The sequence below is a fragment of the Streptomyces nigrescens genome (assembly GCF_027626975.1).
Classification (GTDB): domain Bacteria; phylum Actinomycetota; class Actinomycetes; order Streptomycetales; family Streptomycetaceae; genus Streptomyces; species Streptomyces nigrescens.
Map to the genome: position 1 here is coordinate 7746429 of NZ_CP114203.1, position 22157 is coordinate 7768585.

Here is a 22157-nt window from a genome sequence, read left to right on the forward strand (position 1 = left end):
GGTGACAGCGGGGGAACGCGCGCAGGGCGGAGCGGACGGGGAGCCTGAGGCGAGCGGTGTGAGCGGCCCCGGCGAGCCGGCGCGGAGTGCCGACGGCGGGGCGGGCCACGGCGTGCCCGGAGCCGCCGCCGCGAGCGGGCCGCGGCGCGGCAAGGACGCGGATCTGACCGGGCGGCTGCTGGGCGGCCGTTACCGCGTGACCGACCGGATCGGACGCGGTGGCATGGGCGTGGTCTGCCGCGCGGTCGACGAGGTGCTGGGGCGCGAGGTCGCGGTCAAGGTCCTCCGTGCCTACACCGACGCCTCGGCTCCTGAGCTGGCCGATCTGCGCACCCGGATGCAGCGCGAGGCGCGGGCCGCAGCCCGTATCCGGCACTCCGGTGTGATCACCGTCCATGACGTCATCGACGAGGACGGCCGGCCCGTCATCGTCATGGAGCTGGTGGACGGTCCCTCGCTGGACGATGCGCTGGAACAGCAAGGCCCCCTCGATCCGCGGGAGATCGCCCGGATCGGCGCCGAGGTGATGGACGCCCTGGACGCCGCCCACCAAGCAGGCGTACTGCACCGCGATGTGAAGCCCGGCAATGTGCTGCTGGACAGGTGGGGGCACCGCCCCGACCGTTCAGGCGCCGGGGGAGGCCGGGTGGTGCTCACCGATTTCGGCATCGCCAGCATCGAGGCCCCGGGCGACGGCGCGACCACGCACCTCACCCGCAGCGGCGAACTGGTCGGCTCGCTCGACTACTTGCCGCCCGAGCGGGCGCAGGGCCAGGACCCCACCCCGGCCTCGGACATCTGGTCGCTCGGTATGACGCTGTATGCGGCGGTCGAGGGCGGCGGCGCCCCGTTCCGCCGTACGTCGGTGTGGTCGACCCTCACCGCGATCGTCACCGAGGCTCTCCCCGAGCCCCGGCGGGCCGGGCCGCTCACCCCCGTACTCCATGCCCTGATGGCCAAGAACCCGGCCGACCGGCCCTCCGCCGCCCAGGCCCGGAGCCTGCTGGCGGCGGTGGCCGAGGGCCGCGAGCCCACACCGCTGCCGACGCCCGGAGCGTCGCATTCGCCCACGGTGACCGATGTCCGGGCGGCCGCCCCGCCGGCTGCGCCGGGGGAGCACGGGCCGACGGTGGGGGTGGGCGGGCCGGGCGGTGCGGCTGCCGAGCCTGCGGGGGCTGCCGGTCCAGGCGCCACGGGTTCCGGCGCTGGTGGGGCTGGCCCCACCGGTCCCAGCCCCACCGGACCCACCGGGCCGGTCAACGCGGGTGCACCGACGGCCGGTTGGCCTTCCGGACCGGGGGCTCAGGGCGCCCCGGCGACCCAGCCCACGCCACTGTCGCCACCTGCACCTGCACCTGTACCGGCACCCGCCCCGGCACCGACGCCGCCCTCCGCCCCCGCCGGGCATCCCACGCCCCCACCGGGCGCCTCCGGGCCGTACCCGGCGAGCTCCGCCGAGCGGGACCCCGGACGCGACACCGGACACGCCCCCGAACGGGACACCGAACGGGTGCCCGCCCGGGGACGGCGTCGGGTGCTCCCGGCCGTGGCGGCGGTGCTCGCCGTGCTCGCGGCAGGGGGTGGTCTGACGTATGCGCTGGTCGGCGGCGGGGCGAGTGAGACGGTCGCGGACCGCGGGCGGCAGTCGGCCCCGCCGGCCGGGACGCCGGGCGGGCCGGACAGCCGGGGCGCGGCCGAGGGCAAAGCCGGCGGCGAGGAAGGCGACAAGGGCAACGCCAAAGGCAGCGACAAGGGCAAGGGTGGCGGGAAGAGTGCGTCGCCGTCCGCGTCGGACCGGCCCTCGGAGGGGGACGGGACCGAGGACCCCAAGCCCGGTGGTGCGGGCGGGAGTCCGGGCGGTCAGGGCGGTGACTCAGGGGGAACCCAGGGCGGCACCGACGGTGGCGGCGGCTCGGACGGTGGCCAGGGTGGTGCGTCCGGGGGATCCGGCGGGGACAGCGGCAGCGGCGGCGGTGAGCCGACGCAAGGGCCGTCGTGCGAGTCGATCGGCGGCGGCAAGGCCAACTGCGACGTATGGCGCAGCGCAAACTCGTACACCGCGTCCTTCCAGCAGGTCGGCACCCTCAACATGGGCACCAACTACTTCTACTGCCAGTCGAAGCTGGGGCGCCGGGAGACGTACGGGAAGTGGACGAACGTCTGGTGGGCCAAGACCGATGACGACAGCGGCAATTCCGGTGTCTACATCAGCGTCGTCTACCTCAAGGGCGGGGCGAACGACCAGCCGGTCCCCGGGCTGCCCACCTGCTGAAAGCCCGGTACACGCTTCGGCTGCCGGGCGGACCGAACCGGCCCGCCCGGCAGCGACTGCCGCCTCAGCAGCTGACTGCCGCCTCAGTAGCTCAATGCCGCCTCAGCAGCTGAACGTGGCGTCCGCCCAGTCGGCGTGGTCGTAGTCGATCCCGTCCCCGCCGTCGGTCACGACCAGCCGGACGGTCTGCGCACCGGCGACCGGGGCGCTGATGGTTCCGGCGGGATCCGCGCCGGTCGCGGCGATCCGGGCGACCCGCTTGCCGTCGGCCCACACCTCGAAGCCCACCGAGCCCCGGTCACCGACCTCGTCGTCGACGCCGGTCCGGGCGCGGAACTCGGAGCACCGCCCGCCCGTGTAGAAGCTCACCTCGCTGGCGGCATGTACCCCCAGGCCCTTGGCGAAGCCGGTGCCGCCGATGCCGAGCGGCCTGCCGTCCCCGGCACCTTCTTCCCCGACGCTGCTGTTCTTCTCCACCGGGCCCCAGCCATTGGTGGCGGTGAGCCAGGGCAGTGCGGCGGCGTCCGCGGTCCCGGACGGCGGGGGCACCACGACATGGGCCGTGCCCGGCAGTGTTGTGGTGATCCGCTCGCCGCCCGGTGCGCGGTAGTCGGCGGTGAGCGGCAGGGCGTAGGCGCCGGGCGTGGTGCCGGCCGGCGCGGTGATCCGCCAGTTGGTGCGGAGCGTCCGGCCGCCGGGCAGGGCGCGGGCCGACGCGGGTGAGGTGGCCTTGACCCGCCAGCCGTGCGGGGCCTTGAGCGTCACCGTGAGGTTCTTGGCGGGCGTGCCGCCCAGGTTACGGACGGTGGAGCGGAGTCCGGCGGGAGCGCCGGCCTCGACCAGCGGCGTACGGTCGGTGCCGCTCTCGACGGCCGGCGGGTAGGTGGCCCAGCGAGGGTCGGCGGAGACACGGTAGACGGTGGTGCCGTGCGCCGGGACGGTCGCGGAGACGGTGCCCGTGGTGTGGGTGTCCCGGTCCTGCCACAGGTCGCGCAGCCGGTAGCCGTCGGCCTGCGGCAGGCCGAGGTCCTTGGCGGTGGTGGCGATCCGCTGCGGCCTGCCGGTCTCGTTGAACAGCGCCACCGCACGGTCGCCGTTGGCCAGTTGCCTGACCACCGTCCAGCGGCCGTCCTCGGACTTCAGCACCGTGGCCTGCTTGCCCAGCGGGTCCTGGTCGATGGCGATGAGGTCCTTGTTGCCCAGGATCTCGAACGTCTCCGGGGTCGCCTTGCGCAGATCGGAGCCGATCAGCAGCGGGGCGGCCATCATCGACCACAGGGAGAAGTGGCTGCGGTACTCGGTGTCCGTCATCCCGCCGTTGCCGACCTCCAGCATGTCCGGGTCGTTCCAGCGCCCGGGCCCGGCGTGCGGTGCGAGCGGCAGATTCTGCTTGGCGATCTCCAGCATGCTCGACCACGAGTCACTGATGTCGCCGGTGGTGCGCCACAGATGCCCTACGTCCGACGCCCACTCCCAGGGCTTGTTCTCGCCCCATTCGCAGATGCTGTAGACGATGGGCCGCCCGGTGGCCCTGAGCGCGTCCCGCATGGTGCGGTACCGCTGCTTGGCGTCCACGCCCATGTTGTTGCAGTTGTCGTACTTGAGGTAGTCCACACCCCAGTCGGCGAACTGCTGGGCGTCGGACTTCTCATGGCCCAGGCCGCCGGGGAACCCGGCCGGGTTGCAGGTCTTGATCCCGGCGCTCGTGTAGATGCCGAATTTCAGGCCCTTGGAGTGGACGTAGTCGGCCACCGCCTTGATGCCGTGCGGGAAGCGCTGTGGATCCGGTACGAGCTTGCCGTTCCCGTCGCGGGTGGGCAGCGCCCAGCAGTCGTCGAGATTGACGTACTGATAGCCGGCGTCCTTGAGGCCCTTGGTGACGAAGAGGTCGGCGATGCCCTTGACCATCTCCTCGTTGAACTCCGCCCGGCAGTGGGTGGAGTTCCAGTTGTTGAAGCCCATCGGGGGCGTCTTCGCGAGCCCGTCGGGCAGCCGGGGCGCCGGATCGGTGCCGGTGGTACGGGCGGTGCGGGCGGTGCCGGGGTCCGGGGCGTCGGGTGTCCGGGCCGCGGCGGGCAGGGCGGTCACGCCTGCCGTACACAGCAGCGCGGCGGACAGCGCTCCGACGATTCTTCGGTGTCCTCGCCGGTGGCGGGTGGTGCGGATATGAACGCGCATGGTTCGCGTCCTCCGTCTTCGCGAGAGGTGTGTGGGGTCGGGTACCGGTCGCGTGCGAGTGTTTACGGTAGACCTTGTTGAAGTCTGTTGGAAGAGGAGCGGTATCGGTTCCTGCTCCGCCTGCCAAAACCCTTGACTAGACCTGCCGTTCGGAGTGAGATCCCACCACTCGCGTTCGGTTCTGTTTGGTTCCACCCCTGAGGAGGGGGACATGGTCCAGTCAACGTTCAGCGGCTCGGGTGCACATGAGGGAGCGGCAGGACATCGGATGTCCCGCCGGACACTGCTGAGGGGCGCGGCGGTCGGCGCGGGCGCCGTGGCCCTCCCGTCCCTGCTCGCCGCCTGCAGTGGCGGTCCCAGCGGCGTCACGATGGGCTCCAATGCCTCGGACGCCGTGCCGAAGAAGGCCTTCGCCGAGGCCTTCAAGGCGTACGAGAAGAAGTCCAAGAAGACGGTGCGGGTCAATACCGTCAACCACGAGAACTTCCAGGAGAACATCAACCGCTATCTCCAGGGCACCCCGGACGATGTCTTCATGTGGTTCGCCGGCAACCGTATGCAGTACTTCGCGCAGAAGGGACTGCTCTCCGACATCAGCGACCTGTGGCGGGACTTCGACGGATTCACCGATGCGCTGAAGAAGCAGTCGACGGGCCTGGACGGCAAGCAGTATCTGGTGCCGTACTACTACTATCCGTGGGCCGTCTTCCACCGGAAGAGCGTGTTCCGGGACAAGGGATATGACGTCCCCAAGACCTTTGACCAGTACCGGGCGCTCGCCAAGCAGATGCAGAAGGACGGCCTGGTGCCGTTCGCCTTCGGCGACAAGGACGGCTGGCCGGCGATGGGCACTTTCGATTACCTCAATATGCGCGCCAACGGCTACGACTTCCACATCGCGCTGCTGCGGGGCCAGAAATCCTGGAACAGTCCGCAGGTGAAGCAGGTTTTCGACCTGTGGCGCGGGCTGTTGCCCTACCACCAGAAGGGCGCCAACGGCCGTACCTGGCAGGAGGCCGCACAGACCCTCGCGCAGAAGAAGGCCGGTATGACCGTGCTCGGACTGCCGCACCCCGGGCAGCAGTTCAGCGCCGCCGACCGGGAGGACCTGGACTTCTTCCCCTTCCCTGAGATCGACCCGGCGCACGGCCAGGACGCGGTCGAGGCACCGATCGACGGATTCCTGATGTCGAAGAAGGCCAAGGACAGGGAGGGGGCGAAGGACCTTCTGACGTACCTCGCCACCCCCCAGGCGGAGGACGTCTATCTCAAGTCCGACCCCAACAACATCGCGGTCAACAGCGGCGCGGACACCGCCGCCTACACCCCGCTGCAGAAGAAGGCCGTCCAGCTCGTCTCGGGCGCGAAGCAGATATCGCAGTTCCTGGACCGTGACACCCGGCCCGATTTCGCCTCGACCGTGCTGATCCAGGCGATCCAGCAGTTCCTCAACAGACCGGATGACATCGACGGACTGGTGAACGACATCGAACGCCAGAAGAAGCAGATTTTTTCCGCCACGTGAGGCGCCGCCGAACAGTCGCCGGGAAAGACGGGGAGCGAACCGCCGTGCCGAACACCCGCGCACGGCGCGCCGGACGACCGGGCCCGCGGCGCCACACCCGCCGTGACCTCATCGTCCTCGGCGTGCTGCTGGGCATACCCATCCTGCTCGACCTCGCCCTGATCTGGGGCCCGACGCTGGCCTCCGTCGGACTGTCCTTCACCACCTGGGACGGCATCGGCGATATCCAGTGGGCAGGCCTCAAGAATTACGACAACCTCTTCACCACCTACCCGCAGTTCTGGCCGGCGGTCCGCCACAACCTGCTGTGGCTGGCCTTCCTCGGGCTGCTCGCCGCCCCCTTCGGCCTGCTGCTCGCCGTCCTCATCGACCGCGGCGTCCGCTTCAGCCGCTTCTACCAGTCGACGCTCTATATGCCGGTCGTGCTCTCGCTCGCCGTCGTCGGCTTCATCGCCCAGCTGATCCTCTCCCGGGACCAGGGCGCACTGAATGCGGTCATCGGCGGCCGGAATCCCACCGACTGGCTGGGAAATCCCCAACTCAATATCTGGATGGTGCTGCTGGCCGCCTGCTGGCGGCACACCGGCTATGTCATGATCCTCTATCTCGCCGGACTGAAATCCGTCGACCCCGGCCTCAAAGAAGCCGCCGCTCTCGACGGCGCCAGTGCACGCCAGACGTTCTTCCGGGTCGTCCTTCCCACCCTGCGTCCGGTGAATGTCATCGTCGGCGTCATCACCGTCATCGAATCGCTGCGCGCCTTCGACATCGTCTACGCCGTCAACAAGGGCCGCAACGGCCTGGAGCTGCTGTCCGTGCTGGTCACCGACAACATCATCGGCGAGGCGAGCCGGATCGGATTCGGCTCGGCCCTCGCCGTCGTCCTGCTGCTGGTCTCCCTGGGATTCATCGTGACCTATCTCGTCCAGGAACTCCGAGGGGAGCAGCAGCGATGACCGCTTCCGCCACCACCGCACCGCCCGCCCTACGACCGGGACCCGCTGCCCCGCAGCCGACGCGCCGCCGCGGCCGGTTCGGTATCCACCTCTTCCTGGGCGCCGTTTCGCTCGCCTTCCTCGCCCCGCTGCTGCTGGCCGTCTACGCCTCGCTGCGCCCCTACGAAGAGACCGCGAAATACGGCTATTTCTCCTTCCCGCGCCGGCTCTCCTTCGACTACTACCGCCAGGCCTTCGTCGACTCCGGAATGAGCAAGTACTTTCTGAACTCACTGCTCATCGCCGTCCCCGGTGTGCTGCTCACCCTTTTCCTGGCCTCGTTCGTGGCCTTCGCGGTGTCCCGGCTGCGGATCCGCGGCGGACTCGTCCTGCTGATGGTCTTCACCGCCGGGAACCTGCTGCCCCAACAGGTGATCGTCACCCCGCTCTATGTCCTGTTCAACAGGGTTCCGCTGCCGTACTGGATGTCCGACTCGCTGACGATGTACGACTCCCTCTGGGCCGTCATCGCCGTACAGACCGCTTTCCAGCTCGGCTTCTGTGTCTTCGTTCTGGCCAATTTCATGCGCACCCTGCCACGGGAAATCCTGGAGGCCGCGATCGTCGACGGAGCGGGTGTCTGGGTGCAGTACTGGCGGGTCACCCTGCCCCTGTGCCGTCCCGCGCTCGCCGCCCTGGGCACTCTGCAATTCACCTGGATGTACAACGATTTCCTCTGGGGCCTGGTCTTCCTCTCCGACGGCGACAAACTCCCGGTCACCTCGGCCCTCAACAATCTGCGCGGTCAATTCTTCACGGATTACAACCTTCTCGCCGCGGGATCCGTCCTCGTCGCGCTGCCCACGGTCCTGGTCTTCCTGCTCCTCCAGCGCCATTTCATCGCCGGTCTGACCCTCGGCGCGAGCAAGGGGTAGGCGGGACCGTACGGAACCGGCCGCCGGGCCCACGATGGGCCGCCGTCATATGCGCCGCCCCGTGGGCCGACGGCCGTCCGGAAACCCGGTATCGGGTGAGGGTTTCGGTACAGGAGGGGCGGGGGAGCGCTTGTTTGCCGGGGGCTTCGCGGCGGCGGATACGGTGACCGGCATCCGCCGTGCGCGGCATTTCTCGATCGGCGCGTCCATGGGTGAGCGAAGTCCCCCTGGCCGGGCCGATGGTCGAATGTGCAACGTTCCCGTCGTGCGCGCGGCCCCTGGTTCCCGAGCGTTTCCGTGGCAGGGTGTTGCGGGCAACTCACCTGGGGTCTAGGGAAGAGGGGAAACCGTGATCGTCTGGCTGAACGGCACGTTCGGTGCGGGCAAGACCACTACGGCTCATGAATTGCTCGACCTGCTTCCCGGAAGCACGCTCTACGACCCCGAACTCCTCGGCAGCGGACTGCGGTTGATGCTGCCGGCCAAGCGGTTCGAGGAGATCGACGACTATCAGGACCTGCCGGCCTGGCGGCGCATGGTCGTGGACACCGCCGCGGCCCTGCTCACCGAAGTGCCCGGTCCGCTGGTGACCCCGATGACGCTGCTGCGCCAGGAGTACCGCGACGAGATCTTCGGCGCCCTCGCCGCCCGCCGGATACCCGTACGGCATGTCCTGCTGCACACCGAGGAAACGATCCTGCGGGAGCGGATAGCACACCGCGAGGAGACCTCCGGCGACGCCGAAACCCACGCATCGATCCGCCGCTGGAGCCTGGAACACCTCACGCCGTACGCCGACGCCCTGCCGTGGCTGCGCGGCGACGCGCACGTCGTCGACACCACCCGGCTGACCCCCCGGCAGGCCGCCGAGCAGGTCGCCGAGGCCGTACGCACCGGCGCCGGTGCCTGCGACATCGTGCAGACACCCGAGCCGACCGCCGAGACGCTCGCCGCCGGTGTCCTGCTCTTCGACGACCAGGACCGGGTGCTGCTCGTCGACCCGACCTACAAGGCCGGCTGGGAATTCCCCGGCGGCGTAGTGGAACGCGGTGAGGCCCCCGCACAGGCCGGCGTACGGGAGGTCGCCGAGGAACTGGGCATCGAACTGCCGCGTGCGCTACGGCTGTTGGTGCTGGACTGGGAAGCCCCCAAGCCGCCCGGCTTCGGCGGCCTCCGGCTGCTCTACGACGGCGGCACGCTGACCGGCGACCGGATCAGCAAGCTGCTGCTGCCCGGCGCGGAACTGCGCGACTGGCGCTTCGTCACCGAGGCCGAGGCGGAGAAAATGCTCCCGCCGGTCCGCTGGAACCGCCTACGCTGGGCCCTACGGGCCCGCGAGCGGGGTTGTCCGCTCCACCTGGAGGCGGGTGTCCCTCTCGGGTAGTTCCCCACGTTTTCGGCTTTTCCGCCGTGGGCGTTGCTCGCCGTGCGCTGCGCTTTGCCTTCGGCCCGCGTCTTCGGCTTTCTCGCCGTGGCGCCTGGCGGCGGGCGGGTCCGCTGCGCGGGGCTGTTGGGGTGCGGTGACGGGCCTCCGGGGGAGGGGTGTGGGACTGCTTCGCTTTACGTCCCACACCCCTCCCCCTCCGGCCCGTCCCCTCCCGTTGGTGGGTCGGAAAAATGGCTGGTGGGGGTGCACGCCGGTGGTCCCCTGCTCCTCGCGAAGCAGGAGTGACACGTCCTACGGACGCCCGCCCCCACCCACCTGCACTCACTCCTCCCACGGGAGGGGACGGGCCGGAGGGGCCTGGTGTGTGGACGTAAAGCGAAGCAGTCCACACACCAGGCCCCGGAGGTCCGTCACCGCACCCACAAACCACCCAGCCCGCCGCAGGCGCAACGGCGAGAAACCAACACGGCGGGTCAGACAAAAACGTGGGAATTAAACGGCATAGCTCCGCAGGAAAATCGCCTCCGCCAGCGAAAGCCGTTCCAGTTCCTGCGGCGACACGCTTTCGTTGACCGCGTGGATCTGGGCCTCCGGCTCGCTCAGGCCGATGAGGAGGATCTCCGCGTCGGGGTAGAGGCCGGCGAGCGTGTTGCACAGCGGGATCGAGCCGCCCATGCCGGAGGTCTGCATCTCCTCGCCGTCGTACGCCTCCCGCAGGGCCGCCGCCATCGACGTGTACGCCGGGCTGGTGGTGTCCGCCCGGAACGCCTGGCCCTGGCCGACCTGTTCGACCGCGACCCGAGCGCCCCACGGAGCGGCGCTCTCCAGGTGTGCCGCCAGCAGCTTGGTGGCTTCGGCCGCGTCCGTGCCCGGCGGCACTCGCAGGCTCACCAGCGCCCGGGCGCCCGCCTGTACGGACGGGGTGGCGCCGACCACGGGCGGGCAGTCGATGCCGAGCACCGTGACGGCCGGGCGGGCCCAAATGCGGTCCGCGATCGAGCCGTTGCCGAGCAGACCGACCCCGTCGAGGACCTTGGCGTCCTTGCGGAAGTCCTCCTCCGGATACTGCAGGCCCTCCCAAGTGGCGTCCGCGGTCAGCCCGTTCACCGTCGTCGAGCCGTCGTCGGCGCGCAGCGAGTCCAGGATGCGGATCAGTGCCGCCAGCGCGTCGGGGGCCGCGCCGCCGAACTGGCCGGAGTGCAGATTGCCCTCCAGGGTGTCGACCTGGACGCGGAGCAGCGTCATCCCGCGCAGCGTCGCGGTCACCGTCGGCAGCCCGACCCGGAAGTTGCCGGTGTCACCGATGACGATGGCATCGGCGGCGAGCAGTTCCGGGTGTGCCTCGGCGTAGCGTTCCAGACCGCCGGTGCCCTGCTCCTCCGAACCCTCCACGATCACCTTGACGTTGACCGGGATGCCGCCGTGCTCCTTGAGCGCGCGCAGCGCCGTCAGATGCATGATCAGGCCGCCCTTGCAGTCCGCGGCGCCGCGGCCGTACCAGCGGCCGTCGCGCTCGGTCAGCTCGAAGGGAGGGGAGACCCAGGCGGCCTCGTCCAGGGGCGGCTGCACGTCGTAGTGGGCGTACAGCAGGACCGTGGGAGCGCCGGCCGGGCCGGGGAGGAAGCCGTACACGGACTGGGTGCCGTCCGGGGTGTCCAGCAGCGCCACGTCCTGGAAACCGTCCGCCCGCAGCGCATCGACGATCCAGTTGGCGGCCGCCTCGCACTCGCTCTTGGGGAACTGGGCAGGATCCGCGACCGACTTGAAGGCCACCAGCTCGGCCAGCTCGTTCCTGGCACGGGGCTGCAGCGCGGCGATGGTGCGGGCGAGCGGGCTGTCAGACATGGAACGCTCCTTGTGGGCGCGACGTTGTGTCGTACGGGCGGTCCGGCCTCGTGAGCCGGGCGGGCCGGACGTACGGGCATCAGTGCCCCCGATCTTCCCACAGGCCCCTTGAGCAACAGCGGCCCGTAGGATGCGGGCGGTACACGCAGCCAGGCATCGAACGGGAGCAGAAGCACAGGTGAGCAGCGAGCGGGCAGCGGAGGACAACCAGCAGGTGTGGGACGTCGTGGTGGTGGGCGCGGGGCCGGCGGGAGCCTCGGCCGCGCATGCCGCGGCCTGTACGGGACGCCGGGTGCTGCTCCTGGAGAAGGCGGAACTCCCGCGCTACAAGACCTGCGGCGGCGGCATCATCGGACCCTCCCGGGACTCCCTCCCGCCGGGTTTCGACCTGCCGCTGCGCGACCGGGTGCATGCGGTGACGTTCTCGCTGAACGGCCGGCTGACCCGCACCCGCCGTTCCAAGAACATGCTGTTCGGGCTGATCAACCGCCCCGAGTTCGACGCCCGGCTGGTCGAGTCCGCCAAGGACGCGGGCGCGACGGTCCGTACGGGCGTCACGGTCTCCCGGGTGGAGCAGCACGGCGCCGAGGTGCCGGACCGGCGGACCGTCGCGGTGGTGCTCGGCGACGGAGAGGTGGTGCTGGCCCGTGCCGTGATCGGCGCGGACGGCAGCGCGGGCCGCATAGGAGCCCATGTCGGGGTCAAGCTCGACCAGGTCGACCTGGGGCTGGAGGCGGAGATCCCGGTGCCGGAGCCGGTCGCCGAGGACTGGGCGGGCCGGGTGCTCATCGACTGGGGGCCGATCCCCGGCAGCTACGGCTGGGTCTTCCCCAAGGGCGACACCCTCACCGTCGGTGTCATCTCCGCGCGCGGCGAGGGCGCGGCGACCAAGCGCTATCTGGAGGACTTCATCGGACGGCTGGGCCTCGCCGGCTTCGAGCCGAGCATCTCGTCCGGGCATCTCACGCGCTGCCGCGCCGACGATTCCCCGCTGTCCCGCGGCCGGGTGCTGGTGTGCGGGGACGCGGCAGGGCTGCTGGAGCCGTGGACGCGGGAGGGCATCTCCTTCGCGCTGCGGTCCGGGCGGCTCGCGGGGGAGTGGGCGGTGCGCGTCTCCGAGGCGCATGACGCGGTGGACGCCCGTCGCCAGGCGCTGAATTACGCCTTCGCCATCAAGGCGGGCCTGGGTGTGGAGATGGGCGTGGGGCGGCAGATGCTCAAGGTCTTCTCGCGCCGCCCCGGTCTGCTGCATGCCGCGGTCACGGGCTTCCGCCCGGCCTGGCAGGCCTTTGCGAAGATCACCCGCGGGACGACGACGCTGGCCGAGATCGTGCGCACGCACTCGATGGCGCGCCGGGCGCTGGAGGCGATGGACCGCGGCTGAGGCGGGACGGCGCCGCCCGGGGCGTTTGGTGACAGGCCCTGGCGGCAGGTCCTGGTGACAGGCCCCGGCGGCTCGTCCGCGGCTCGTCCGGGCGGGTGGCGGTCGGGGCGCCTGGCGACAGGCCCGGCGGCTCGTCCGCGGCTCGTCCCGGGGCGGGTACCGGCCGGGGCGGCGGCCGCCCCTGGTGGGGACGTGTGCCGCGCCGTACTCCCACAGGAGTACGTCTGATCACCGCGCCGGGCTGACGCCGCCGGGCCCCGCCGCGGTCTAGCGTGACGGCATGGAGAATGCACGGCCGCCGTGGGCGCGGCGCTGCGTCGGCCCGGTGTGGGAGCGGTGGCTGGCGGCTCCGCCCGGGGAACCGCGTGGCCGGACCGGCACCCGGCTGCCCTGGCTGTCGACCCTCGTCGTGACGCTCGTGGTGCTGGTCGGCTCCGGTTTCGCCGGCCACGACCAGCCGGGCCGCGTCCCGCTGGACTCCCTCGGCCGCGCGCTGCTGGTCCTCGGCGGGGCCCTGCTGCTCTTCCGGCACCGCTTCCCGCGCACCGTCGCCATCGGCACCGCCACCGCCGGTGCCGCCTACCTCGCGGCCGGCTATCCGTACGGACCGGTCTTCCTCGTCCTCGCCCTCGGCGCGTTCGCGGCGGTCGTCGCGGGACACCGCAAGGTCGCCTGGTGGGCGCTGGGCGGGGTGTGGGTCTCCCATGTGGTGGTCGCCCATTGGCTCTACCGGTGGCTGCCGCCCCCGCACGACGGGCCCGCCCCCTGGGGGCAGGAACTGCTCGTCATCGCCTGGGTGGTGGCTGTGGTGGCCCTCTCCGAGCTGGTACGGGTGCGCCGGGAGCAGCTGGCGAAGGCACAGGCCGAGCGGGCCGCCGCGGAACGCCGCAGGGCGGACGAGGAGCGGCTGCGGATCGCCCGCGAGCTGCACGACGTCCTGGCGCACAGCATTTCCGTCATCAACGTCCAGGCGGGCGTGGGACTGGCGTTGCTCGACAGCGACCCGGAGCAGGCGCGGTCCGCGCTGACCACCATCAAGGACGCGAGCAAGGAAGCGCTCGGCGAGGTCCGTCAGGTCCTCGACACCCTGCGCACACCGGGCGACGCCCCGCGTTCCCCGGCCCCCGGACTGGACCGGCTGCCCGAACTCACCGAGCAGGCCCGGAGCGCCGGGCTCGCTGTCGACCTCACCACCGAGGGCACCCCGGCCACGCTGCCGCCCGGCACCGACCTCGCCGCCTTCCGCATCGTCCAGGAGGCGCTCACCAACATCGTCCGCCACTCCGGTTCACGTACCGCCCGGGTGCTGCTCCGCCACACCCCCGGAGCGCTGGAGATCCGGGTCGACGATGACGGCCCGGCGACCGCCGGCACGGGTGAGCAGGGCGGCGGCAACGGACTGATCGGGATGCGGGAGCGGGCCGCCGCACTGGGCGGCACCGTCGAGGCGGGCCCGCGCCCGGACGGCGGCTTCCGGGTCCGGGCGCGCATCCCGCTGACCGGGACGAGGGCAATGGACCGGGACCCGGGTGCGGATACGGTGACCCCGTCCCCGTCCCCGTCCCCGTCCCCGACCCCGCCCCCCACCCCCACCGAGGAGGAGCCGTGATCCGGGTACTGCTCGCCGACGATCAGCTGCTGGTGCGGGCCGGTTTCAAGGTGCTGCTGGACGCCCAGCCCGATATCGAGGTGGTCGCCGAGGCCGCGGACGGGCAGCAGGCGCTGGCCGCGGTCCTGGCACACCGCCCGGACATCGTCCTGATGGACATCCGGATGCCGGTGGTGGACGGTCTGGTGGCCACCCGCCGGATCACCGAGGACCCGCGGCTGCCGGACGTGAAGGTCGTCATGCTGACCACCTTCGAGCTGGATGAGTACGTCTTCGAGGCGATCCGCTCCGGAGCCTCCGGTTTTCTGGTCAAGGACACCGAACCGGAGGAGCTGCTGCGGGCCGTGCGTGCGGTCGTCGCCGGTGACGCCCTGCTCTCGCCCGGGGTCACCCGCCGCCTCATCGCCGAGTTCGCGGCCCGCTCCAAGGAACCGGCCGCGGCCGATGCGCTGTCCGCACTGACCGAGCGGGAACGCGAGGTGATGGCGCTGGTCGGCATCGGCCTCTCCAACGAGGAGATCGCCCGCCGGCTGGTCGTCAGCCCGCTCACCGCCAAGACGCATGTCAGCCGCACGATGGTCAAACTGGGCGCCCGCGACCGCGCCCAACTCGTCGTGCTGGCCTATGAGTCGGGACTGGTGCGGCCCGGCTGGCTGGGGTGAATCCGGGCCAGGGGCCGGGCGTACGCGGGGGAAGTGCCGCGTGGTGGCGATCCGCAGCGCGCGGGCCGGCACGGGCGTGGTCCGGCCGACGGCTGCCCACCGGACCGCGGCGCCCCCCCCACGAGCTCAGACGCCGCCCCGCTCCTGCCACAGCCGGGGCAGCGACTCATCGCCGGTGATGGTCAACGCGTCCCACGGCAGGCGGTTCCACAGCGCGAGGTACAGCTCCTCGGCCGGGCCCTCGATCGTGCAGTCGGCCGGCTTTCCGGCGTCCGGGCCGTCGGCGTCCGGGGCGGTGCGCACCGTGTGCGGCGGGGCGTCGGAGAGGTGCACGGTCCAGTCGGCGCCGGGCGAGTTCGCCGCGCGCAGCCGCAGCGTCCGGGGGACGTCCGTACGGATCCGGCTGCGGTCGCGGGCGTGAAAGCCCGTCAGGAGTTCGTCGATCCCGTCGGCGGCGAAGGCGGACGGGAGGGGTGTGAGGGAGGCACCGACCGCCTGCTGGGCGTCCGCGCGGTGCACCGAGGTCTCGTGCGCCTGCCGGCGGGCCCAGAAGGCCAGCGGGGACGGGGCGGGCAGGAATGTCCAGGCGGCCAGGTCCTGCGGCGCGGAGTGCAGCGCCAGGACGAGGTGGTGGTGGCCTTCGCGCAGCCAGGGCACGAGTTCGTCGTCGGCCAGATCCGGGGTCTCGGGAGGACGGCTGGGCTGCTGCAGGCCCTGCGTCACGAACCCCGTCGCCCAGCGGTGCACCTGTCCGACATGGGTGACCAGATCCCGCATCTGCCACTCGGGACAGGCCGGAATCCGGGCATCCGGCCCCGCCTCCTGTGCGGCGTCGGCGAGCAGGCCCCCGTCCAGTCGCAGCGTTTCGACGAACTCAGTGATCTCCATGCGCACGAGTGTGCCAGCAGGCACTGACAACGGACCTCCGCGGGTCCGGACGGCGACCGCAGCGGGCGGAGGCTGTGTGCAGCGGCCGGTGGCCGTGGGTACGCGGGTGCCTCAGGGCCGCCCGGTGTGTGCCCCGCGGGTGGCGTAGGCGATGCCCGCCGCTAGCGCCGCCAGCAGGGCGACCGTGGTCAGTGCGGCGGGCAGACCGACCGCCTCGGCGAGGAAGCCGATGGCGGGCGGGCCGAGCAGCATGCCGCCGTAACCGACGGTGGAGGCCACGGCGACCCCGTCCGGGCCGCCGGTCTCGCCGGCCCGTGCGAGGGCGATGGGGAAGATGTTGGCGAGCCCCAGGCCCGCGACGGCGAAGCCGGCGCAGGCCGCCCAGGCCGTGGGGGCGAGCGCCCCGAGCAGCATGCCCGCGGTCGCCGTCGTGCCGCCCGCGATCAGTGCCCGGGCCGCCCCGAAGCGCTGCACGGCCGCCGTTCCGGACAGCCGCCCCACGGTCATCGCCAGAGCGAACACCGCATATCCGGCGGCGGCCGTACCGGGCCCGGCGCCCAGGTCCTGGGAGAGGTGCAGCGCGCCCCAGTCGGCCATCGCCCCCTCGCCGTACGCGGTGCACAGGGCGATCAGCCCGAAGACGAGCACCAGCCGGCGCGCCCGGCCCGCACGGACACTCCCGGGACCCTCCGCGGCGGGCAGCCGCTCGGGGACCTCCGGAACCGGGTGTCCGCACAGTGCGCGCCCCGCAACCACCGTCACCAGCAGCCCGACCGCGGCGAGCAGCAGCAGATGGACGGTGGCGGACAGACTGCCCGCGAGCAGTCCGCCGAGGCCCGCACCGAGCATGCCGCCCAGGCTGAAGGCGGCGTGGAAGCCCGGCATCACGGGGCGCCGCAGGGCGTCGATGAGAGCGACCGCGGCGCTGTTCATCGCGACGTTGAGCGCGCCGTACGCGGCGCCGAAGACCAGCAGGACCAGCCCCAGTGCGGTCGCGGAGCGGGTGAGGGGCGGCAGCACGATGCTCAGCGAGAGGGCGGCCGCGGCGGCGGCCGTCACGGCGGGGCTGCCGAACCGCCGGCACAGCCGTCCGGCGATCATCATGAAGGCGACCGCACCGGCCGACACGCCGAGCAGCGCGAGCCCGAGGGTGCCCGCTCCGGCGCCGGTCTGCGCCTTGATCGCGGGGATACGGACGACCCATCCGGCGAAGAGGAAGCCGTCCATGGCGAAGAATGCGGTGAGCGCGATACGGGTACGGGCCAGGCGCGGCTCGGCGGGTAGGGAGCCGTGCTCCTTCGTGAGGGCCCTCCGTATTTTGTTTAGCGTCGGCACAAAGCCAGAATAGGGGTGTGACCCAGACTCGGACAACCAAGCTGGAGCGGGGCCGCGGCGCCCTCGGACCCGCACTGGAGCTCGTACACACCGGCCGCGCGCCCACCCGCGCCGTTCTGACCTCCGAACTCGGCGTGACCCGCGCGACCGCGGGAGCGGTGGCCGCCGAGCTCGAAGCGCTCGGACTGATCACCGTCGATTCCCGGCCGACCGCCTCGGCCGGCTCCCAAGGGCGCCCCTCCCACCGGCTGTTCGTCGCCGAGCGCGGACCGGTCGTGCTCGCCGCGCAGATCCACGCGGACGGGTTCCGGGTCGCGCTGGTCGGGCTCGGGGGCCGCATCGTGGCCACCTCGGCCGGCTGCGGCACCATCCCCGCCGATCCGGTGCATGTGCTCGCCGATGTCGTCGCGGCCGGCTCCGACCTGCTGCGCGAGACCGGACGGCGCTGCCTCGGCGCCGGCCTCGCGGTGCCCTCCGCGGTCGCCGAACCGGACGGCGAGGCCCTCAACCCGCTGCACCTTGCCTGGCCTTCGGGCGCGCCCGTACGCGCCCTCTTCCTGCGCTCGCTCGCCGAGGCCGGCATCCCCGGAGTCACCGAACAGATCGGCTTCAGCGGCAACGACGTCAACCTCATGGCGCTCGCCGAACACCGGCACGGGGCCGGCCGGGGAGCCCGCGATCTGCTCTGTGTGGCCTCCGGCCACCGGGGAGTCGGCGGGGCGCTGGTGCTCGACGGCCGTCTGCACAGCGGCAGTTCGGGCCTGGCGCTGGAGGTCGGCCATCTGACGGTCAACCCCGAGGGGGCGCCGTGCCACTGCGGCAGCCGCGGCTGCCTGGACGTCGAGGCGGACCCGCTCGCCTTCCTCGGCGCGGCGGGCCGCGAACCGGGCCCCGAGGTCTCCCTGCTCCAGCAGGCCGCCGACCTGCTGCGGGACGAGTACGCCGATCCGGGCGTCCGCGCCGCGGCCGATCTCCTCATCGACCGCCTCGGGCTCGGCATCGCCGGACTCGTCAACATCCTCAACCCCGACCGCATCGTCCTCGGCGGACTGCATCGCGCCCTGCTGGAGGCCGATCCGGAACGGCTGCGCGCCGTCGTCGCCGACCGCAGCCTGTGGGCCCGTGGCGGCGGGGTGCCGATCCTGCCCTGCAGCCTCGACCACAACAGCCTGGTCGGCGCGGCCGAGCTGGCCTGGCAGCCGGTTCTGGACGATCCGCTGGTCGTCCTCGACCGGTAACGGGCGGGCACGATACGTGGCCGCCGCCGTCGCCGCCGTGGACCTGGTGCAGGAGCTTCCGTGTCGGGCTCGCCGCCGCATACGCCCGGGCGGCGGGGGAGGGCCGGGGCGCACCGGAACACGGCGGAGACCGGGTCCGCGGGAAGCCCTAGGCTGCGCTCATGATTCCCGAAGCGGTCGCGCGCAGCCCGTACGTCAGCCTGGTCACCTACCGCAAGAACGGGACCCCGGTGGCCACCCCCGTATGGGCGGTGGCCGAGGGGGCGGAGCTCCTGGTGTGGACGCGGGACGACAGCTGGAAGGTGAAGCGGCTGCGCAAGGACACCCGGGTGACCGTCACCCCGTGCGATGTCCGCGGCCGGATCGCCGAGGGCGCGCAGACCGTCGAGGGCACCGGCCGGCTCCTGGAGGGCGCCGCGGGGCTGGGCCGGGTGCGCAAGGCGATGGCGCGCAAATACGGGCTACGGTTCCGGCTGATGGACGGCGTCGGCGCGCTGGTGCGCGGCGGCAAGCGGCCGCATGTGGGGATCTCGGTCACCCTGTAGGCGCCGGGTGGGCTGCCCGGACCGCACGCCCGGCCGCCCGGACCGCACGCCCGGCCGCCCGGACCGCACGCCCGGCCGCCCGGACCGGACACCTGGCCGTCCGGAAAGCACGCCCGGCCGTCCGGACCGCACCCCGGCTCCCGGTCAGCGGCTTCCGCCGGGCGCCCGCGCCCAGTCCGCGGCGAAGGCGCGTGCCGGGTTGGCCGTCAGGAACTGCGCCACCAGGTCCGCGCCCAGGGCGATTTCGAGCCGTTCCCGGTGGCGGCGCAGCAGATAGGGCATACCGGGGCCGCCGTTGACCGATCGGGCACCGGCCGTGGTGGTGTCGCCGCCCAGCAGGATCCGGTCACCGAAGCCCGCCTCGGCGAGCGCGGCCAGCGCCTCGGGCAGCCGCCAGTCGGTTGCGTGATGGGCCCGCGAGGGGCCGTCGAACGCCAGATACGCCCCGGCCTCGGCGGCCGTCCGGTGTACGACGAGGTCCGGCGAGCGATTGAGATGGCCGAGGATGACCCGGTCGGGCGGGACCGCCAACGTGCCGCAGAGCAGGTCGAGTACGTCCAGCGCCCCCGTGCCCAGCTCCAGGTGGACGCCGATGGCGGCGCCGGTCGCCCGCTGGGCCTCGGCGGCGGCCGCCATGGTGTGCCGGGCGTGCCGGTCCAGCCCGTGGAAGCCGCCGGCGACCTTGATCATTCCGGCCCGCGGGCCGGTGCCGCCGATCCCTTCGGTCAGCTCGGCGACGAACAGCCCGGCCAGATCCGGGCGGACCCGCGCCAGCAGCTCGGGGGAGTAGTGCGCCGCCTGGTGCAGCCCGGTGGCGGCGACGATCCGCACCCCTGACTCCCTTGCCAGCCGCGGCAGTTCGGCGGCGCGACGGCCCATCCCGTACGGCGTCCACTGGATCACCGTCGCACCGCCGGCCGCGCGGAAGGCGCTCAGCTCGGCGGCCGCCGCCTCGGCGTCGTCCAGTTCCTGCCCCGGGAGTTGGGGACTGCGCAGGAAGAGATGGTCATGTGCGTCGCAGACGCCGAGAGCGGCGGGCGCGATGTCGCCGAGGACCGTACGGACGGCGGGGGCGGCGGGCCTACCCGCGGGAGCCCGGTTCACCACTGCTGTCCCGCGCCCAGCCGGCCGGTGCCCGGGGCGGACAGATGCAGCACCTGGAAGCGGTCGCCCGCGGACTGCGGGGCGCCGTCCGTCCAGAGGGTGAAGTGCACCAGTTCCCAGTGCCGGGGGTCGAAGGCCAGCGCGGTGGTGTGCACCCCGTCCGTGGCGGCCAACTCCTCGTGTCCGGCGACCGCGTCCGCAACGACGGTGGCGAGGTCGGCGCGCTCGGCGAGCGTTTCGGTCCGGCGGGTGAAAGCGCGGGGCGCGGCATCCGAGGCGGGGCCCGGACGGTGGAACAGCCCCTGCCAGTGCTGGACGGTCGGCCGGCCGAAGTCACGGACCACGCCGCGGAATCCGTCGCCGAGGAGGAAGCGGTTCATGGCCTCCGGGTCGGCCCAGAGGTAGAACGGCGCGTACTGGTTGACCGGCGAACCGTCGACGCCGCGCTCGCGGATGCCGTACGCCTTCAGGCCGAGCCCGGGGAAGTCGTCCAGGAGGTGGCCCTTGGACTCCACGCGGTGCCGGATGATCCGCATGTCGTAGTCGGCGGGCAGGGTGAGGGCGTACTGCATGGCGTGCATGACGGGCTCCATACGGGGGCGGGGCGGAGGGAGGTGGCTCTGCGGTGGGTGGTCACCCGCCCGGGTACTCCTGGGCGTCGACCAGTTCGGCCCACTCCGCGGCGGTGCCGTCGTCGGCCGCCTCGACCGTCGCCAGGTGGGTCATGAAGGTGTCCGGTGCCGCGCCGTGCCAGTGCCGTTCGCCCGGTGCGATCCAGACGGTGTCGCCGGCGCGCACCGGCTCGACGGGGCCGCCCGCGCGCTGCACCAGACCGGCGCCCTCGGTGATGTGGAGGACCTGGCCGTGCGGGTGGGTGTGCCAGGCGGTGTGGGCGCCGGGCGCGAAGTGGACGCTGAACATCCGGAGCCGGGACGGCGCGGGCGGCGCCGCGATCTCGTCCAGCCAGACACTGCCGGTGAAGTGCGCGGCGGGGCCCGGCCTGCTGGCGGGGCGCTGTCGGGTGATCTCCATGGGACGGTAACTCCTGGTGGTGGATGGGGTGTTCAGCCGACGGCGGGAACCTGTGCGGCGAGCAGGGCCAGCACGCCCTGTACGGCCGCGTCGAACGGCGCGGTGTCATCGGCGGCGCGGGCCAGCACATAGCCGCCCTGGACGACGGCCGCCACGGTCGCGGCCGTCGCCGCCGGATCGAGCGCGGCGGCGAGCTCGCCACGCCGCTGTCCCTCGGTGAGGACCTCGGTGATCCGCTCCCGCAGCCAGTCGAACATCTCGTCCAGCGGGCGGCGCAGCTCGGCGCTCTGCACCACATCGCGGTCCTGCGTCATCCGGCCGACCGGGCATCCGCGCAGCACCTGCCGCTCGCGCAGCAGATACGCCGCGACGCGGTCATACGCCGTGCCGGGGGCGTCCAGGCACTCCTCGGAGGCCTGCTTCAGCTCCTCCGCGGTGCGCCGGATCGCCGCCAGGGCGAGAGCGGACTTGCCCGAGAAGTGGTGGTACATGCTGCCCTGGCCGACGCCCGCGCGCTCCAGGATCGCCTTGGGACTGGTGCCGACATAGCCCCGCTCCCACAGCAGCTCCTGGGTGCTCCGGACGAGCCGTTCCTGTGTGCCGGGCGGTTCCTGGGTGCTCATGACGGCACTGTACATACTAGTAGTTACAGTGATCAAGAGCGGGTGGGCGGTGGGTGGGCGGCGGGTGGGCGGTGGGTGGGCGGTGGGCGGAACCCCGCGTGTCCGGGCGGTCGTGCGTCCACGGTCGTGCGTCCACGGCCGTGCGTCCGGGCAGTCGTGCGTCCGGGCGGCCGGGAGCAGCCGCCGGTGGCCCGCGTACTTCCCGGGTCGTACGGAAGGAGCCGCTGGCCGTACGACGACCGGCGGGCCCCTGGAGGCGAGTCTCGAAGAAGACCGGAAGTCCCCGGTCCGCCCGGGACCGGAAGGCCCGGGAGGCATCTGCCCACCGAGGAGCTGATTGCGATGTTCGAGCTCGCCGACCCCTGGTCCGGCGGCGGCCCCGGCCCCTGGATCCTGTTCGTCCCCGTCCTCTGGGCGCTGGTCATCTTCGGCGTGGTGACACTGCTGCGCCGCGCCGTATGGCGCCATGGCGGGCCCGGCCGGCAGTTCCGCGGCCCGCAGTACCCCGCCCGCGCCGAGACGCCCTCGCCGCTCGCCGTGCTCGGGCGGCGCTTCGCCTCGGGTGAGATCGACGAGGAGGAGTACTGGCGCCGGCTCTCCGTCCTGGAGGAACACTTCGCCGCAGGCCCCAAGGGGGGCGCGGCATGACCGCCGCCGGCC

Annotated in this window: 19 protein-coding genes; 11 read left to right on the forward strand and 8 right to left on the reverse strand. The window is 72.3% G+C overall.

The genetic code is table 11. The annotated features are described in order from the left end of the window. Nucleotides 1-112 precede the first annotated feature (112 nt). Nucleotides 113-2272 carry a serine/threonine-protein kinase gene (locus tag STRNI_RS34410; protein ID WP_277413356.1) on the forward strand — a complete coding sequence of 720 codons (2160 nt, stop codon included), beginning with the start codon at nucleotides 113-115 and terminating at the stop codon, nucleotides 2270-2272. A 102-nt stretch (nucleotides 2273-2374) separates the two neighbouring features. On the opposite strand, the gene STRNI_RS34415 is transcribed toward STRNI_RS34410, so the two are convergent. Beyond that, on the reverse strand, nucleotides 2375-4450 hold the full coding sequence (locus STRNI_RS34415; protein ID WP_277412602.1) for an NPCBM/NEW2 domain-containing protein: 2076 nt from the start codon (nucleotides 4448-4450) through the stop codon (nucleotides 2375-2377). 268 nt (nucleotides 4451-4718) lie between these two features. Between STRNI_RS34415 and STRNI_RS34420 the strand changes: the two genes are divergently transcribed. From STRNI_RS34420 to STRNI_RS34435, 4 genes are all read left to right on the forward strand, one after another. Further along, nucleotides 4719-5975: an ABC transporter substrate-binding protein gene (locus STRNI_RS34420; RefSeq protein WP_018093700.1), complete on the forward strand. Its 1257-nt coding sequence runs from the start codon at nucleotides 4719-4721 to the stop codon at nucleotides 5973-5975. 44 nt (nucleotides 5976-6019) lie between these two features. After that, the gene (locus STRNI_RS34425; protein ID WP_159489624.1) at nucleotides 6020-6931 is read left to right on the forward strand and encodes a carbohydrate ABC transporter permease; all 912 of its coding nucleotides are present in this window, start codon (nucleotides 6020-6022) and stop codon (nucleotides 6929-6931) included. After that, a complete protein-coding gene (locus tag STRNI_RS34430; protein WP_277412603.1) occupies nucleotides 6928-7845 on the forward strand; it encodes a carbohydrate ABC transporter permease in 918 nt (305 codons plus the stop codon). Before STRNI_RS34425 ends, STRNI_RS34430 begins: the two co-directional genes overlap by 4 nt. A 349-nt stretch (nucleotides 7846-8194) precedes the next feature. After that, nucleotides 8195-9229 (forward strand): NUDIX hydrolase, encoded by a 1035-nt coding sequence (locus STRNI_RS34435; protein ID WP_109888356.1) that lies wholly within the window; start codon nucleotides 8195-8197, stop codon nucleotides 9227-9229. Nucleotides 9230-9724: 495 nt separating this feature from the next. Here the strand turns inward: STRNI_RS34435 and STRNI_RS34440 are convergent, their stop codons facing one another. After that, nucleotides 9725-11077 carry a dipeptidase gene (locus STRNI_RS34440; protein WP_277412604.1) on the reverse strand — a complete coding sequence of 451 codons (1353 nt, stop codon included), beginning with the start codon at nucleotides 11075-11077 and terminating at the stop codon, nucleotides 9725-9727. A 178-nt stretch (nucleotides 11078-11255) separates the two neighbouring features. Here STRNI_RS34440 and STRNI_RS34445 point away from each other — a divergent pair, with 178 nt between their 5' ends. The 3 genes from STRNI_RS34445 to STRNI_RS34455 all read left to right on the forward strand — a co-directional run bounded on the left by STRNI_RS34445 (nucleotide 11256) and on the right by STRNI_RS34455 (nucleotide 14732). Continuing rightward, a complete protein-coding gene (locus STRNI_RS34445) occupies nucleotides 11256-12461 on the forward strand; it encodes a geranylgeranyl reductase family protein (protein WP_093638934.1) in 1206 nt (401 codons plus the stop codon). A gap of 280 nt (nucleotides 12462-12741) precedes the next feature. Continuing rightward, on the forward strand, nucleotides 12742-14070 hold the full coding sequence (locus STRNI_RS34450) for a sensor histidine kinase (RefSeq protein ID WP_277412605.1): 1329 nt from the start codon (nucleotides 12742-12744) through the stop codon (nucleotides 14068-14070). Further along, nucleotides 14067-14732, forward strand: coding sequence for a response regulator transcription factor (locus STRNI_RS34455; RefSeq protein ID WP_127149816.1), 666 nt, complete (start codon nucleotides 14067-14069; stop codon nucleotides 14730-14732). Before STRNI_RS34450 ends, STRNI_RS34455 begins: the two co-directional genes overlap by 4 nt. Before the next feature lie 126 nt (nucleotides 14733-14858). Here STRNI_RS34455 and STRNI_RS34460 read toward each other — a convergent pair whose 3' ends face one another. Next, on the reverse strand, nucleotides 14859-15620 hold the full coding sequence (locus STRNI_RS34460; protein WP_274734227.1) for a maleylpyruvate isomerase family mycothiol-dependent enzyme: 762 nt from the start codon (nucleotides 15618-15620) through the stop codon (nucleotides 14859-14861). Nucleotides 15621-15731: 111 nt separating this feature from the next. Next, nucleotides 15732-16955, reverse strand: a complete 1224-nt coding sequence (locus tag STRNI_RS34465; protein ID WP_159489612.1) for an MFS transporter — start codon at nucleotides 16953-16955, stop codon at nucleotides 15732-15734. 17 nt (nucleotides 16956-16972) lie between these two features. Between STRNI_RS34465 and STRNI_RS34470 the strand changes: the two genes are divergently transcribed. Further along, nucleotides 16973-18193 carry an ROK family protein gene (locus STRNI_RS34470; protein WP_277412606.1) on the forward strand — a complete coding sequence of 407 codons (1221 nt, stop codon included), beginning with the start codon at nucleotides 16973-16975 and terminating at the stop codon, nucleotides 18191-18193. A gap of 161 nt (nucleotides 18194-18354) precedes the next feature. Next, a complete protein-coding gene (locus STRNI_RS34475) occupies nucleotides 18355-18738 on the forward strand; it encodes a PPOX class F420-dependent oxidoreductase (protein WP_262041625.1) in 384 nt (127 codons plus the stop codon). Nucleotides 18739-18882: 144 nt separating this feature from the next. On the opposite strand, the gene STRNI_RS34480 is transcribed toward STRNI_RS34475, so the two are convergent. The 4 genes from STRNI_RS34480 to STRNI_RS34495 are packed head-to-tail and all read right to left on the reverse strand — an operon-like array spanning nucleotide 18883 to nucleotide 21497. Next, nucleotides 18883-19842, reverse strand: coding sequence for a phosphotriesterase family protein (locus STRNI_RS34480; RefSeq protein ID WP_159489610.1), 960 nt, complete (start codon nucleotides 19840-19842; stop codon nucleotides 18883-18885). After that, on the reverse strand, nucleotides 19839-20423 hold the full coding sequence (locus STRNI_RS34485; protein WP_159489608.1) for a DUF4865 family protein: 585 nt from the start codon (nucleotides 20421-20423) through the stop codon (nucleotides 19839-19841). Before STRNI_RS34485 ends, STRNI_RS34480 begins: the two co-directional genes overlap by 4 nt. A 52-nt stretch (nucleotides 20424-20475) precedes the next feature. After that, nucleotides 20476-20874 (reverse strand): (R)-mandelonitrile lyase, encoded by a 399-nt coding sequence (locus STRNI_RS34490; protein WP_159489606.1) that lies wholly within the window; start codon nucleotides 20872-20874, stop codon nucleotides 20476-20478. A 32-nt stretch (nucleotides 20875-20906) separates the two neighbouring features. Beyond that, nucleotides 20907-21497 carry a TetR/AcrR family transcriptional regulator gene (locus STRNI_RS34495; RefSeq protein WP_266449103.1) on the reverse strand — a complete coding sequence of 197 codons (591 nt, stop codon included), beginning with the start codon at nucleotides 21495-21497 and terminating at the stop codon, nucleotides 20907-20909. Nucleotides 21498-21839: 342 nt separating this feature from the next. Here STRNI_RS34495 and STRNI_RS34500 point away from each other — a divergent pair, with 342 nt between their 5' ends. Beyond that, nucleotides 21840-22145, forward strand: a complete 306-nt coding sequence (locus STRNI_RS34500) for an SHOCT domain-containing protein (protein WP_127155009.1) — start codon at nucleotides 21840-21842, stop codon at nucleotides 22143-22145. The last annotated feature ends 12 nt before the right edge of the window (nucleotides 22146-22157 follow it).

Bases quoted from the DNA above. Each gene is read 5' to 3' on its own strand.
- STRNI_RS34415 (WP_277412602.1), bottom strand. From the start codon at position 4,450: ATGCGCGTTCATATCCGCACCACCCGCCACCGGCGAGGACACCGAAGA.
- STRNI_RS34420 (WP_018093700.1), top strand. From the start codon at position 4,719: ATGTCCCGCCGGACACTGCTGAGGGGCGCGGCGGTCGGCGCGGGCGCC.
- STRNI_RS34430 (WP_277412603.1), top strand. From the start codon at position 6,928: ATGACCGCTTCCGCCACCACCGCACCGCCCGCCCTACGACCGGGACCC.
- STRNI_RS34440 (WP_277412604.1), bottom strand. From the start codon at position 11,077: ATGTCTGACAGCCCGCTCGCCCGCACCATCGCCGCGCTGCAGCCCCGT.
- STRNI_RS34450 (WP_277412605.1), top strand. From the start codon at position 12,742: ATGGAGAATGCACGGCCGCCGTGGGCGCGGCGCTGCGTCGGCCCGGTG.
- STRNI_RS34460 (WP_274734227.1), bottom strand. From the start codon at position 15,620: ATGGAGATCACTGAGTTCGTCGAAACGCTGCGACTGGACGGGGGCCTG.
- STRNI_RS34475 (WP_262041625.1), top strand. From the start codon at position 18,355: ATGATTCCCGAAGCGGTCGCGCGCAGCCCGTACGTCAGCCTGGTCACC.
- STRNI_RS34485 (WP_159489608.1), bottom strand. From the start codon at position 20,423: ATGCACGCCATGCAGTACGCCCTCACCCTGCCCGCCGACTACGACATG.
- STRNI_RS34490 (WP_159489606.1), bottom strand. From the start codon at position 20,874: ATGGAGATCACCCGACAGCGCCCCGCCAGCAGGCCGGGCCCCGCCGCG.
- STRNI_RS34495 (WP_266449103.1), bottom strand. From the start codon at position 21,497: ATGAGCACCCAGGAACCGCCCGGCACACAGGAACGGCTCGTCCGGAGC.
- STRNI_RS34500 (WP_127155009.1), top strand. From the start codon at position 21,840: ATGTTCGAGCTCGCCGACCCCTGGTCCGGCGGCGGCCCCGGCCCCTGG.